This window comes from Thalassotalea agarivorans, from assembly GCF_030295955.1.
In the GTDB taxonomy this organism is placed as follows: Bacteria; Pseudomonadota; Gammaproteobacteria; order Enterobacterales; family Alteromonadaceae; genus Thalassotalea_D; species Thalassotalea_D agarivorans.
On record NZ_AP027363.1, the window covers coordinates 2612697 to 2627876 of the forward strand.

12 protein-coding genes are annotated in these 15180 nt (G+C 41.4%); 5 read left to right on the plus strand and 7 right to left on the minus strand.

Annotated elements, in window-relative coordinates; translation table 11 throughout:
• The first annotated feature begins 11 nt into the window (after positions 1–11).
• The gene (locus QUD85_RS11920) at positions 12–269 is read left to right on the plus strand and encodes a GIY-YIG nuclease family protein (RefSeq protein ID WP_093326838.1); all 258 of its coding nucleotides are present in this window, start codon (positions 12–14) and stop codon (positions 267–269) included.
• A 126-nt stretch (positions 270–395) separates the two neighbouring features.
• Entirely contained in the window at positions 396–1103 is a 708-nt protein-coding gene (locus QUD85_RS11925; protein WP_093326837.1) for a DUF3581 family protein, read from the plus strand.
• A 13-nt stretch (positions 1104–1116) separates the two neighbouring features.
• Here the strand turns inward: QUD85_RS11925 and QUD85_RS11930 are convergent, their stop codons facing one another.
• From QUD85_RS11930 to QUD85_RS11960, 7 genes are all read right to left on the minus strand, one after another.
• Positions 1117–1989 (minus strand): alpha/beta hydrolase, encoded by an 873-nt coding sequence (locus QUD85_RS11930; RefSeq protein ID WP_177168816.1) that lies wholly within the window; start codon positions 1987–1989, stop codon positions 1117–1119.
• Positions 1967–3799, minus strand: a complete 1833-nt coding sequence (locus tag QUD85_RS11935) for an Lnb N-terminal periplasmic domain-containing protein (protein WP_093326834.1) — start codon at positions 3797–3799, stop codon at positions 1967–1969. The genes QUD85_RS11930 and QUD85_RS11935 overlap by 23 nt, the downstream gene beginning before the upstream one ends.
• 77 nt (positions 3800–3876) lie before the next feature.
• On the minus strand, positions 3877–4356 hold the full coding sequence (locus QUD85_RS11940) for a DUF3015 domain-containing protein (protein WP_093326833.1): 480 nt from the start codon (positions 4354–4356) through the stop codon (positions 3877–3879).
• Between the two features lie 148 nt (positions 4357–4504).
• The gene (locus tag QUD85_RS11945; protein ID WP_093326832.1) at positions 4505–5398 is read right to left on the minus strand and encodes a class I SAM-dependent methyltransferase; all 894 of its coding nucleotides are present in this window, start codon (positions 5396–5398) and stop codon (positions 4505–4507) included.
• A 60-nt stretch (positions 5399–5458) separates the two neighbouring features.
• Positions 5459–6874 carry a sodium-dependent transporter gene (locus QUD85_RS11950; protein ID WP_093326830.1) on the minus strand — a complete coding sequence of 472 codons (1416 nt, stop codon included), beginning with the start codon at positions 6872–6874 and terminating at the stop codon, positions 5459–5461.
• 145 nt (positions 6875–7019) lie between these two features.
• On the minus strand, positions 7020–8666 hold the full coding sequence (locus QUD85_RS11955) for a M28 family metallopeptidase (RefSeq protein WP_093326828.1): 1647 nt from the start codon (positions 8664–8666) through the stop codon (positions 7020–7022).
• A gap of 166 nt (positions 8667–8832) precedes the next feature.
• Positions 8833–9309, minus strand: coding sequence for a winged helix-turn-helix transcriptional regulator (locus QUD85_RS11960; protein WP_093326827.1), 477 nt, complete (start codon positions 9307–9309; stop codon positions 8833–8835).
• A gap of 142 nt (positions 9310–9451) precedes the next feature.
• Between QUD85_RS11960 and putA the strand changes: the two genes are divergently transcribed.
• From putA to QUD85_RS11975, 3 genes are all read left to right on the plus strand, one after another.
• Positions 9452–13252: a bifunctional proline dehydrogenase/L-glutamate gamma-semialdehyde dehydrogenase PutA gene (gene putA, locus QUD85_RS11965; RefSeq protein WP_093326825.1), complete on the plus strand. Its 3801-nt coding sequence runs from the start codon at positions 9452–9454 to the stop codon at positions 13250–13252.
• Positions 13253–13353: 101 nt separating this feature from the next.
• Entirely contained in the window at positions 13354–13833 is a 480-nt protein-coding gene (locus QUD85_RS11970; protein WP_093326823.1) for a C40 family peptidase, read from the plus strand.
• A gap of 145 nt (positions 13834–13978) precedes the next feature.
• Positions 13979–15139, plus strand: a complete 1161-nt coding sequence (locus tag QUD85_RS11975; RefSeq protein ID WP_093326821.1) for a helix-turn-helix domain-containing protein — start codon at positions 13979–13981, stop codon at positions 15137–15139.
• The last annotated feature ends 41 nt before the right edge of the window (positions 15140–15180 follow it).

Genomic DNA, 15180 nt, shown 5'->3' on the forward strand with positions numbered 1-15180 from the left:
CAAAGCATTTAATGTCCAATTGGTATGTTTACATGGTGCGCTGCGCCGACAATAGTCTTTACACAGGTGTCACCACTAATCCCACAAAACGAATAGATGAACATAACTCCTGCAATAAAAAAGGCGCTAAATATACAAGAGCAAGGCGACCAGTCACACTTGCTTATACAGAAGCGTGCAGCGACAAAATAGCGGCCTATAAACGAGAGTATCAAATCAAACAATTGTCCAAACAAAAGAAAGAGCTTTTGGTCGCCGAAAAACAGTAGCTCAACGTACACGTGTTCGCTCAACCCCTTGATTTTACTGGTCTGCCCAGTAAATAAACCTTCGATTTTTTGCTTTCTTCTTGCTAATATGCGCCAGTTTTTTAACCAGCGAGATGTAAAAGTAGTATGTTTTTAGAGCAATTTTTTGAGCAAAACGACGAACAAATTGTATTTAAAAGAGCGCATGGTTGCAGCTTTGCAAAACAAGTGGCAAACGATTTTAACCCGCTTCATGATCATGATGCGAAGCGTTTTGTTGTGCCTGGCGATCTGTTATTTGCTATCGTTTTAAAGCGTTGTGGCATCCATCAAAATATGCGTTTTACATTCTCCGGTATGGTGTCTGATGACACGCCGCTTAATTTCCCAACGCAGCTAGAGAGCGAAAGCTTTGTTACTGATGTTAACGACAAAGAATATGTCGGTATCAACTGCTCAGGTAATAGCATTAAAGACGACGCATTGACCCATGATTTGATTCAAGCCTATGTTGCCTTTTCAGGTCAAACATTCCCAGGCATGTTGGTAGAATTAATGGAAGAAAACAATGTCATGATAAACCCTGCGCGCCCAATGGTAATGTATGAAAACATGTCATTAACGTTAGATACTTTCGATATTAAAGGTCTACGATTAGAAACCGCATCAACAAACCTGTCTGTAGACGGGAAACGTGGTAAAGCTATCTTAGCGTTTAACATCGTTGATGATGCCGGCAATATTGTTGGCCATGGTGAAAAGAACATGTTGTTGAGCGGCTTAAAACCATATTGCTCTGATGCAATTTCAGACATTATCGAGCTATACAACGACCGCAAACAGACATACGCGTAAGTAAAATAATCCTCTATTGATTGCGCGTTGTGGCATTTTGCTGCGCGTCGATTTGGTCTTGCATATATTTTAGAACGGTTTTGCGATTATTGTGATTGAAAAAGACCGCAATATGATCGCCATGGTATTCAAAAAACGCTTTCGGTAATTGCGCTTTTTCATAAAGCGCTTGCCCGTGAGCAAACGGTATTACTTGGTCTTCTTTACTATGCAATATAAGCAGCGGTGTTGGCGACATTTCATCAATCACATTATCTAAGTTGTATTCACTCGGCATTGACCAAGCTACAGGATATTGAAACAACCAAGTAAGCCATGTGCGAGAGGCAACATCTTTACCAATTTCATCGTATCCAGTAAACGCAGAATCTAGCATGATTGCGGTCACAGCTTGTTTTAGTTGTGGGTCTGTTGCAAATACATAACCCGACATCGACGCACCAAGACTTTGCGCAAACACAAATATGGGTTTTTGTTTCACTTCTTCGCGCGTTAGCAAATACAAAAATCCGCTACGAATATCATCAAAAACATCAGGAATGACTGGAATACCAGTAGACCTGCCATAGCCTCGGTAGTCAATCATAAACACTTGATAGCCTGCTTCAGCCATCCATGCCACATTCATCATATGGGTACTGATGTTTTGAGCATTACCATGTAAAAAATAGACCGTCCCTTTTGCCGGACCAACGCTAGGCAACCACCATCCATGAAGTTTGATATCTCGAGACAAAGGTAAATAGACATCTTCATATTTAAGGTCGAGTATCTCTGGTGTCTGATACATAGTTTTATCAGGATAAAACAATAAACCACTGCAGCTTGAAAGCAGCAGCACAAGCAAAAGACATAACGCGCGTTTAATAGTAGTGGCGATATTCAAGTTTAACATCCACGTAGTCTAGATCTTCAACGTCATGATAATTAACGCCAAGACGAATACTATGATTTGTTGCAAAAGAAACGCTTTGTGAAAACCCTACCCTTATACGATAGATATCATTAATAAATTGATAGGCCTGCGCATCAAATAGCAATGAGGTATTGTCCCAAGCTTGCAAGTAACCGAGGTGCAGTCCGCCAGCAAGGTTTACTTTATGCTCAAAACCTTGGCTAAATTCAAGCCGAGCGGTCAACAATGCAAATAAATAGGCATTATCAACAGGTTGATAGCTCCAACCTGCGCCACCACTGCCTTGAAACGCATACCTAAATTTACCGCCCGACCAAGCTTGTTCTAACCCAACATTGGCATTCCAAGACAAAGGGCTAAAATACTGATTTCGGCCATTTAACGACATGATATCAAGCAATTCAAACTGCTGTACGACCACTTCATCCTCATAGGCTCTGGCCACAAATTTGAGCATATTAAGTGACATCCCTGGAAAAAAACCAGGGGCAGGGTCCAGCAAATCGTGATAACTCCCTCGCAGAGTAATGTCGCCATAAGCGCCCTTTTCATCATGGCCACCGCCAAATCCCCACATGGTCGTTAAATGGCCATCAAGCGGATCTGTGGGACGAGGTATTACAGGTAATTCGCCCAGTTTATTCGCCCGCATCAGTTTTAATAAAGCAAAACTGCGTTTACTAATTTCAGGGTCTCTTTGCGCATGGGTGTTTTGGTATCGTAAATAGCGATAAGCCGTATCTATAGCTAAGTTTTGCTGTTGCTGTGGCAGCTGTTTAAATGTTGAAGACTGCGCATAAGTTGCATCTTGTGCAAGCAATAAAACTGCTTGTTGGCCTGCCTCATCGAGCAAATCGATTTGATGTTTTAATTCAGTTAATACTGACGGTCTATAATACGCCGAGGCTATCATGTCATTTTGCTGCGCTATCCGTATGGTATCGATAGGAATCGCTGCCACTGGAAAGTCATCAAGTAGGTTAACCGTAGGTCTTGCCACTTCAAGCAGCTCTAGCAACCTAAATGAGCAATTTTCATCAAAGAAATAATAATCAAACTCTATCTCCTTAAGCTCCCAAACATGTTCTAGCAGTCGATTGACTTCATCAGGAGTAAGGTTGAGACGATATTCCCACATATCGCGATTTTCAAGGCGGCTGTATTCTTGAATTTTTTCAAAATAAGGGTTAGATGCAAAGGTACCAGGATAGCCGCCTGTCAGACCTTTTATCGCATATAAAGCGCCGCCATCATCTTCGGTTACATTCGCGCCAAAATTAAGCGCAAAAGACAAATAGGTAGAGTGCTTTTCTACATTTTTTGGATCGAAACGAAGGAATGTATGGCCATACATTGAAGAGGGGCTATTAAGCATCGCGGAGGCAAACACCAACACGATAGAATCGGTGTTCAGTTTTTCTCGCCAGCGGGTATACAAGTCGCAATGTTGGTCTTTAATGTGGGTTTTGAGATCAGGCAGTTGATCTAAAATAAAGCGCTTTCTTGCTTGGTAACGACATTGCGCTTCAGGCTCAGCAATCAAAACGTCAATAGTTGCCTGTAATTCAGCGACCGGATCAACATGCCCATTGGGGCTACTAAAGAATTTTTCGTCGTCTACATAGCTTTCTAGCCCACTTTGCTTGGTTTTTCCATCATAGTGTAAAAGCGCCAACCATGCTTTACTCCAAGCCAATTCTTCTAATTTTTGTGGGGCAACATCTGCGCCATAAGCTTGTGAAAACGTAAGTGTTACTAGTGCAACAATTAGATACTTCATGTACTTCGTCAAATTTTCCCAAAATAAAAAAAAGAGGTTGCTAGGCAACCTCCTTTATTAACACTTAGTTTATTTAATTAAGCAACATATTTTGCTAATTTTTGATCTTCTTTCATGATCGCAAACATAGTACTTACTACGTGCTCTGTTGTAACGTCTTCAGACGGGAACAGTGAATCGAAGTTTGTATGTAATGTTTGTTTGAAGTGTGAACGGTCTGCTTCAGTTACGCCCATTGATACAGCTACAGCAGTAATTGCTTCGCCATCACCACGTGCTACGTCTTCAGAAAACTCATCGATAATTTTACCTACATTAACTAAACCTTTACCGCCATACGTTAATGAACCGTCTGTAGAACAGCCGTTCGTGCCTGACGTCATACCAAAGGTGTTGTTTGCAGTAATACCGTTAGTAGTTGCTGCTAATACGTGAATAGGTAATCCATTTTTACCAGCAAATAACATACTACCCCAACCACATCCACTACCGCCTGGAGCTGTTGCCATTGCTGACGCTGAAACTAATAACGCAGAAGCTAAAAGAACTTTTTTCATAACTCATCCCTTCTTTCATTTTGTTGTTTTATGCAATTGCAAAAATACCGCCGTTAGGTCAACTACTTCCGACTGCTAAATAATTAACACGTAATGACTATTTCCGAGTCTAGTATAAATAAAATGTAAATACTAGATTAATAAAATATTAACATTTAGGTGAGTAATGAAATAACAGCACTTTTAGTCCTTTTCCTTGGTGTGCTTCCTTGTATACGTTGGGGTTATCTAACTTTTCGATGAACTGGCAATCTGCACATTCACGCGCGACTTCTTGCAGCAAAAAAGCTTCGTCTAAATCAGGCGAATTCAAACATAACAATAGCTGCCCACCGGGCTTTACTAGGGCTGGTATGCGTTTAATGATTTTTTTGTAGTCGCGAGCAATATCTACACTCCCTTTTTGAAAAGAAGGCGGATCACAGACCAAAATATCATAGGGGCCGAACTTTTTAAGACGACTATAGGATTTGAATATATCGACACCTTGAAACTTCACCCGTTCAAGGTTGTGGTCGTTGAGGCGATGATTTTCTCTGCCCTTAGCTAACGATGATTTACTGATATCGACATTAACCACTTGCTTGGCACCACCGGCAATGGCGGCAACTGAAAAAGCACACGTATATGCAAACAAATTGAGTACGTTCTTACCTTCAGCATGCTGATTGAGCCATGCCCTACCGTTAGCCATATCAAGAAACAGCCCCGAATTTTGTGCGTTACTCAAATCAATATTAAACTTTAGCGAACCCTCTTTAACAACGGTCGCTCTAACCTCTTCACCTAATATATGCTCGGTTGGCGACATAGAGAGATAACGACGTTGCACCAGCACAGATTTGCAACCGGTAATGTTTTTAGACAGCCAATTCGCCTGATGATGCAGCCAAGTATCTTCTACTTCGCTGTATAAAATAATGACAACAACAGGTGGATACCAGTCCACGTTTACATGTGACAAACCTTCATAGGCATGCCCTCTTCCATGGAATAAACGCTGACAGTAGGAAAAATCTTGAGCAGAAATATATTGATGCATAGCAATAAAAAAAGGCCACTAATGTGGCCTATTTTAGCTGAATGTTACACCTGGCAATAGCTAAATTAAGCTTTTCCCAAAGAATATTGTCGCCACTGTATTTATAAAAATACCTAAAACAATAACAGGAATAAACGTGCTCAGTGAAAAGTTCACGTACTTCGCCATCAATGTATTTGGGTAATTCTCATTGCCGACAGAAAGCTCCGCATTTAGGTTATGCTTTTTCCAGCGGTAGCTCACAAACAAACATAATAAGAAGCCATTAAGCGGCAGAATAGTGTCATAAAACACATCGTAAATTACGTCAAAAAATGACTTCGACTTATCGGCATACGACGTAAACTCGGTAAAGAATGACACCATACCGAAAGAGACCATAGCAAATACGGTCAATACGCCAGCAGTTATTAATAATACGCCTAGCGCTTTTTTACGGCTGTGATTCTTTTCCGTCACTAAATATGACACTGGTACTTCTATAATCGAAACTAAAGACGTAATCGCTGCAAAAAAGACAAGTAAGAAAAAGAAGATAGCGATTGCGCTAGCACCGATATAACCAACAGAACCTTCAAGCGCTAAAAAGATTTTTGGCAGAAAGTTAAAGATTAATGAAACCGAGCTATCACTTAAGTTGTTAGGATCAACATTAGGGTTAAATGAAAATACCGCAGGTAGAATCATTAGACCGGCCGTAAAGGCTACAGCAGTATCGGTTAATGCCACTAACTTAGCAGAGCCAGCAATGTCTGTTTTACGGTTAATGTATGAGCCATAAGTAATCAATATACCCATACCCAAAGATAGCGAGAAGAAGGCCTGGGCCAATGCTCCGTTGATCACCGTTGGCGTAATTTTATCAAAATCAGGGATAAGGAAAAACTTTACACCGGCCATGGCATTGTCTTGGAACAAAACAAACACTACCATCACTATTAACATCACGAACAAAGTTGGCATCAGTGATTTGGCGGCTTTTTCTATACCGTCTTTTACACCTGCAACTAAAATAAAACCAACGATTGCACTGACAACGGCTAGTGAAATAAACAAGTAAGGGCTGTTAATAAACTCACCAAAGCCACCGGCAGCTAAGTAATCAAGTTTACCCATCGCAGTTAGCGCGATGTAACCAAAAATCCATACGGTAATAACCATGTAGAAGACGCCGATCATAAATGGTGTAAGCACACCTAGAAAGCCAACGCCGCCCCAAAATTTGTTACCTTGGCTCAAATCTTTATAGGCACCAACAGGCTCCTTTTCAGTTTTACGACCAACTGCCATTTCGGCAATCATCACAGGTAAACAGATAAAAAATACGAATAATGCGTAAACAAGTAAGAATGCGCCACCACCATTTTTGGCTGCGTTTACTGGAAAACCAACCAGGTTACCAATACCAACAGCTGAACCAGCGGCAGCTAATATGAAACCAATACGTGAACTAAAATGTTCTCTATTTGCGCTCATAACTGTCCTTTATTTTATAATAATTTTTCATGTGCCAGACACAGACGCGTTGTGTGGCTAGGTTTCCTCGATGCTATCAAGGATTCAGTTCATTGTCTTGCAAAAAGAAAAGGAGTAGCCAAGCTACCCCTTTCTTGAGTAAAGATTATTGTGCGAACGTTTTACCAAAGAAATCATCTTGATTCCATTGTGGACGCTCGTCACCATTTGCGATTTCTAGACCAATCATGAAGTTAACTTCCGCAAAACGCGCAGCCGCATCGTAGTTAATTGGTAAATCTAACTCATCGCTATGTTGATGGTAATGATTCTTTAGAAAATCTCTAAATACTTCACCACCGTCGATTTCTGGATCTTGAGATTTAAACCCTGTCATTAGAAATACTGAAGGAATACCTTCTTTTACAAAAGAGTAATGGTCACTGCGTACAAAAAGCGATTGCTCTGGCATAGGATCTGGACTTAAGCCAATGTTTATTTTTCCTGCCGCTTTTTCAACAATAGGCCCTAATGTTGAATGAGTTGCACCAAAAGCCACAACATCAGCAAACGGGTATAGCAACAATGGCATATCTAAATTAACGTTACCGACCATTTGCACTTGCGGAACCGTTGGGTTTCTAGCGAAATAGCTTGAACCAAGTAAGCCTTTTTCTTCCCCTGTTACCACTACGAATAGAATAGAACGTTTAGGTTTGACGTCCATTGCAGAGAACACACGCGCGGTTTCCAACAAAGTTGATACACCTGATGCATTGTCCAACGCGCCATTATTAATCTTATCTTCATGATCGCCGTGCGTTGATACACCGATATGATCTAAATGTGCACTGAATACAACATACTCATCTTTAAGCACAGGGTCACTGCCTTCAATAACACCTACGACATTAGGGCTAGTGATTTCTTCATGACGTGACTTACTTTCAATAGCGATAGATGCATTTAATGCAAAACCTTTAACGGCTTTGTTTTCCTCGTCTAAGGCAAATACTTCTTCCGCACTCATTTGCGCACCTTCAAATAGTGCAACAGCGGCTTCGTGCGAAAGATATGCACCGCCACGAATATCACCATAGGTGTTTGCGGTCTTACCGGTCTTATCAACCCAAGTGTAGCGTGGTCCATAGGCAAAACGAGAGCTTACTTTAAACGAGCGTACCTTTTCTCTTTTTGGCGTGTGGATGGTCACAAAGCCAATAGCACCAGCGTCCGCGGCTGCTTGATATTTAATTGAGCTAGAACCTAGTACAGCACCTTCTTCCGATGGAATGTCTTCTGGACGACCTGATAGTGCAACCACTATCTTACCTTCGACATCTAAACCCTCGTAGTCATTCAAGCCAAATTGTTCAGAAACGATACCGTAACCAACAAATACTGTTTCACCCGAAAGATTAGTCTCTGCACGCGCCGTTGAGCCGCCAGCAATAAAGCCTTCACCTTCAACTAACGCTATCGAACCATTGCTATTGGTAATAGAAACTTTTGCGGTATCTTTTTCTAAGAATGCTTTTCGGAAAGTCACTTGTTGTTCATAACTGCCGTGGTCACCCTTTGGTTCAACCCCAATTTGTTTAAACTGAGAAACGACGTAATTAGCGGCAATTTGGTAGCCTTCGCTTCCTGTATCACGACCTTTAAGCGTGTCATCAGCTAAAAAGGTCATGTGAGCTTTTATTCTGTCAGCTTCCACTGAAGCGTTAGAAATTGGAGCATCTTGCTCTTGGCCACACCCAACTAATCCAGTGAGTAGCACCGCCCCTGTCAGTGATAATAAAGTTGTTTTCATTGTTTTGCTTCTATGCAGGTTAATCATTGTCATGGGCACTATATCAGGTTTATTACTTGATAAAAGTCACACACGACAAACGGGTAATGTTGCACGATAACATTTTTTGAAGCTAGCGACACCCTTCACAGCAATAGCGCTTATTGCAAGCGAATTATTTGTATCATTATGCTGACACTAACGGCACACCACCATCTTTTTTGACTTGTTCCATAACAACATAGGTGTGAGTTTGTGACACTGCAGGTAGTTCGACAATCACGCCCAATACTTCGCGATAAGCATCCATGTTTTCAAAACGTAGTTTCAACAAATAGTCAAAGCCGCCGGCAACCATATGGCACTCGGCGACCTCTTTAATCTTGACGACTTCATCTCTGAATTTGTTAAAAACGTCTCCTGTTGTACGGTCAAGGGTAACTTGAATAAAAGCCGACATACCATATTTAAGTTTTGCCGCATTTAAAAAGGCGCCGTATCGTTCAATATATCCTTCCTGCTCCAAACGTTTGACCCTATCTAAACAGGGACTTGGACTCAAATTGACCGTTTTCGCTAAATCTACGTTAGAAATTCGGCCATTTTTCTGAAGAGTGTCTAAAATTGTTAAATCGATACGATCTAAACTTCGTATTTTTTCCATACAGATAAGCACCATATAAGGCTAAAAGCATTTTATACAAAATAAAATACTGCATTTAGTGCAATTAAGCCATCATATACTGTGATTAATTGGATAAAATACACAACTAATACTAAGTAAAACATTTTTTTAAGGTACGGCTATGTTATTTGACGGTTCTCTCACGGCAACTACACCTATCAGACAAACGATTCGCGACCATTATCGTTGCGACGAAAACACCATACTGGATCATCTTTTACCGATTGCAGAAATCGATGTTGATGCAAAATCCCGCGCATGGGAGTTTGCGCGTAAATTGGTGGTAAACATTCGAAAAGATCAAGTAGGCAAAGGTGGCGTTGATGCCCTACTCAATGAATTCTCGTTGTCTACCGAAGAAGGTGTAGTGCTGATGTGTTTAGCCGAAGCCTTGTTGCGTGTACCAGATAAAGATACTGCTGACAGCCTTATTCGCGATAAATTGGCCCATGGTGATTGGTCTTCACACATTGGTAACAGTGAATCACTATTTGTAAACGCCTCTTCATGGGGCTTGTTGCTCACTGGCAAGCTAGTCAATTATTCAGACAAGAATAAAAAAGAGCAATTTGGTTTGTTAAAACAAACTGTAGGCCGCCTTGGTGAGCCTGTTATTCGCAAAGCCGTGCGTTATGCCATGAAGATTATGGGTACACAATTTGTTATGGGCCACAATATCAAGAGCGCTATTAAACGTGCCCGTGATACTGAAGCTAAAGGCTATACATATTCGTATGATATGCTCGGCGAAGGCGCTCGCACCATGGCTGATGCGGACCGTTATTTCGACGCCTACATGTCAGCAATTAACGCCATTGGTAAAGCAGCAAACAACAAGGGGCCACAAAAAAGCCCAGGCATTTCTATAAAGCTTTCAGCTATTCACCCACGCTATGAGTTTTCTCATCGCGATCGTGTCATGAGTGAATTAATCCCAAGATTAAAGGAACTTGCCATAGCAGCAAAAGGCTATGACATCGGCTTTACTGTTGACGCTGAAGAAGCTGACCGTTTGGATATTTCATTAGATATTATTGAAGCTGTATTTGCTGACGAAGATCTCGCAGGCTGGGATGGCTTTGGTATTGCCGTGCAAGCCTATCAAAAACGCGGCATATTTGTGATTGAATGGGTACGCGAACTGACTCAAAAAGTGGGCCGTCAAATGATGGTAAGGTTGGTAAAAGGCGCTTATTGGGACAGTGAAATTAAAGAAACACAAGTCGAAGGATTTAACGACTTCCCTGTGTTTTCTCGCAAACCATCAACCGATGTTTCCTACCAAGCATGTGCAAAAAAACTGCTTGAGTACCGCGACACTATCTATCCTCAATTTGCCACACATAATGCCTATACCGTAGCTACTATCATAGAAATGGCCGGCGATGCGCAAGGCTTTGAATTCCAGCGCTTACATGGCATGGGTGAAACGCTTTACGATCAAGTCGTCACCGGTAAAAATATTCCATGCCGCGTATATGCACCTGTAGGCGAACACTCTGATCTATTAGCTTACTTAGTTCGCCGCTTACTAGAAAATGGTGCAAACTCTTCATTTGTGAACAACATTGTTGATGACAATATTCCTGTTGAGTCACTATTGTCAGATCCAGTTGAGGTAGTCAAAGCTTGGCATAACAAATACAACCCAGAAATTCCTCAATCTCTTGAGTTGTATGGCGATGAGCGAGCAAACTCAAAGGGTATTGATTTAACCCATGTAGACGACCTAAATGTGATGCGCAAAAACCTAGATGATTGGTTTGCACAAGCATCACAAATCGAGGTTCCAGAAGATGCTCATGCCGTCGTTAATCCTGCCAACCATAGCCAAACCATTGGTTTTATCAACCACGTACCGGCTGAAGAAATGACCGCTATCGTTGATAAAGCACAAGATGCATTTGCTAGTTGGAGTGCATTAGACGTTAGCGAGCGTGCAGCAATTTTAAACAAAACCGCAGATGTACTTGAAGCACATCGTGACGAGCTTATTGCGCTTTGTGTTAAAGAAGCAGGTAAAACCATTCCAGATGGTGTTGCTGAGGTTCGCGAGGCCGTAGATTTTTGTCGTTATTACGCGGCTAGAGCGCAATCGTTAATGGCAGATCAGTCGCTAGTATCACGAGGCGTAGTGTTATGTATTAGTCCATGGAACTTCCCACTAGCGATCTTTTTAGGGCAAGTTGCTGCAGCGATTGTTACCGGCAACACAGTAGTTGCGAAACCTGCAGAGCAAACAAGTTTAATTGCACTACGTACAATCGAATTAATGCACCAAATTGGTCTACCTGAAGGCGTTGTTGTACCAGTAATTGCTCGCGGCAGTGTGGTTGGCCAAAACATCGTTCCAGATGAGCGCGTGCAAGCAGTTATGTTTACAGGCTCAACGGAAACCGGCACCTGGATATCGAAGAAACTTGCCGAGCGTGATGGTGACCCAGTGCCGCTAATCGCGGAAACAGGTGGTCAAAATTGTATGGTTGTTGACTCTACTGCACTTCCTGAGCAGGTTGTTGACGATGTCATTGCGTCAGGCTTCCAAAGCGCGGGACAACGTTGTTCAGCGTTGCGTGTATTGTTTTTGCAGGAAGATGTCGCCGATAAAATCATTGATATGATCAAAGGGGCAATGAAAGAATTGCATGTTGGTGACCCATCGCTATTATCAACAGATGTTGGCCCAGTTATTGATACAAAAGCTTATAACAGTTTGAACGAACACGTTGCTTACTTAGCAGATAAAGCAACGCTTCACTACGCTTGTGAAGGACCTGATATGGGCGATACAGGTAATTTCTTCTTTGTTCCTCGTCTCTATGAAATTGAAAACCTGTCTGTATTAACCAAAGAAGTGTTTGGCCCTTGCGTACATGTTATCCGATACAAAGCGTCAGAGCTAGAAAATGTAATCGACCAAATTAATGGTACCGGCTTTGGTTTAACTATGGGTATTCATACGCGAATTGAAGAGAAGAGTCAGTATTTAGCGGCTCGCTCACGCGCCGGTAACGTGTATGTTAATCGCAATATGATTGGCGCGGTTGTTGGTGTTCAACCATTTGGTGGCCGTGGTCTATCAGGCACCGGGCCTAAAGCAGGTGGACCGGCTTACCTCACTCGTTTGGTAAAAGATACCATGTCATTACCAAGTGTGTCGCTAAGCGAAGCGCAAGCGACAGATCTTGCAGAAAAGGTTGCACGCAGCACACCTGATAGCGTTATTGTTGATAGTGCAATGCATTCAGCGAAAGAAGACGAACTAACTTGGGGCTTTACTCCAGTAAACACTAAATTATCTATTGTTAGACAACTGTTAGCTAAATTAGCTTCTGGTGGCATTAAACTGAGCAACAGTGATGAGCTTAAGCCATTTTTAACAGCTGCTAGAGAACACGTGTTATATATGGAAAAACAATTATCTCACGCTACGGTATTACCGGGGCCAACAGGTGAATCAAACACGCTATACCTTGAGTCTCGAGGCACATTAGCAGCAATTAGATGTAGTGAAACAGGCTTTGGTTATTGGATGATGTCGGTTATCTCGGCCCTTGCAGCAGGTAATGTCGTTGTAGCATTAGTCGATGATGACTTCTTAGAAGAAACAAACGATATTGCTGCAGCATTACATGAAGCAGGCTTACCAAAAGGCAGTATTCAAGTCCTTAATATTGGCCACCTTTATACGGTTCTGGAGCATCCAACGTTGTCGGGTGCAATTGTCGATAACATCAGCCCATATAAGGGGCTAGTTGGAGAGACAGTAGCGGCTCGCAGCGGTGCAATATTGCCTTTAATTACCGCGTACACAAATAAGGGATTGTTTGAACGTATGGTCACTGAAAAAACAGTCACCATCGACACAACGGCAGCAGGTGGTAATGCGTCGCTGATGACGATGGAATCAAACGTCGCATAAACACTTTGTTTATAAAGCAAAAAGCCAGTGAAGAGTACTCACTGGCTTTTTTGTTTGCACATAACAATAGTGATAGTATTTGATAAAAACACGGTTTTTTCATGCGTTACCTTTTCGCCACTTTAATACTTTTACTCTCTGCGTGTTCCACGGTGCGGGAGCAAGATCGTACTGACATTGCCATTGAAACTAACTCGACGGTTAGTGACGACAAAACTGCGCAGATAAATAAATTTTATAGCGACTGGCAAGGAACACCCTACAAATTAGGGGGTATGTCAAAACGAGGCGTCGACTGCTCAGCTTTCACTCATATCGCGTACAAGCAATTGTTTGCGACCTACCTACCTCGGACGACCGAACTGCAAGCGCAACAAGGCCACATCGTTAAACAATCTGAATTGCAACAGGGCGACCTTGTATTTTTCAAAATAGATAAAAATACAAATCATGTTGGCGTCTACTTAACACAAGGGAAATTCATGCATGCCTCTAGTAGCAAGGGTGTCATGATTTCATCTCTATCAAACAGCTACTGGCGCGGTAAATATTGGCGCTCAGTTAGTATCCTTAAGCGCTAAGATACAGGCGACTTTGTTGTCGATAAAAGATTAATCTGTGATGAGAAAAGCGAAAGGTTTCAAGCGACAAATTCGTTGACTCTGGCGTCGATTAAGCGCACGATAAGGTTAATAGATAAGCGTTTTAAAAGAATAAAAATCATCAATGAGTGCTGTAATTTTTAATTTGCATGATGTGGTATTGCTGATCACCATCTACCAATGCATTTTGTTTGCCTGCTTTATTCTCCCGTTTAAGAAAGGAAAGAAGTTAAGTAACAAGTTACTCGCTTGCTTTTTGTTATGTTGGGCCGCAATTCCACTTGATATTCTGATCAATTTTGGCGAAGCATTTAGACAGTTTGCGCTCGACTTTTCCCCAAATGTATTCTTTATTTTTGGCTGTGCTTATTGGCTTGAATCCGTTTTCCTGTTGCTGTTTGTCAGGTCTCTAATTTATAAGGACTATCGTCTTAAAAGATCAGACTTATTATTTTTCTTACCCTTCTTGCTCTATCTTGTGTATGAAATGGATAATTGGTTTTTACTCAGCTACCAAGAAAAAATGAATTTTTTAACGGGTTATCACTTAGAAGATGAGCCTACCTACAAATTTGCAGTAAACATTTTTAGAGAATTGTTTAGGGCATTCTGTGGCGCACTTTGTATTATCGAATTACTGAAATACCAAAACCGTATCAAAGATGAATACGCCAGCATAGAAACCATTGATTTGAAATGGTTGAAATTGCTTATCGTTGGTTTTTTACTTGTTTACGTGCAAGCAGTATTTGTTGTAGTAGCCATTCTATTCTCGGTAGAATTGCACGTACTTATCGATTTTGAAGCGATGGGCCTTACCGCAAATTACTTCACAATGTTCTTAATTTCGCTCCTGATATTCTTCAGTACAAGTTACTCGCCAATATTCCAGGGGGTAACAAAAAGTTCATCTAAAGAACAAGAAAAATTACCTTTTGATCCGCAAGATATTCAGAAATTAGAAACCTATATGGCAGAGCAGAAACCGTTTCTTCACCATTTGTTAACGCTGGAAAGCTTGGCCAAACAAGTCAATATTTCTCCGCGATTATTAAGCCAGATCATTAACCGTCATTTTGAACAAAACTTCTTTGAGTTTATTAATGGTTATCGCATCGAAGAAAGTCAGCAACTCTTGCAGAATACCGACAACCATAAACTAACCATGTTAGATATTATGGATATGTCTGGCTTCAACAGCAAAGCGACATTTAACACCTTTTTTAAGAAGATTGTCGGTGCAACGCCAACTCAGTATCGGAAGCGTTTTATCAAGTATGAGTAATTGACGAAAAGAAAGTCATACGTTCAAGTTTTGCAAACGGT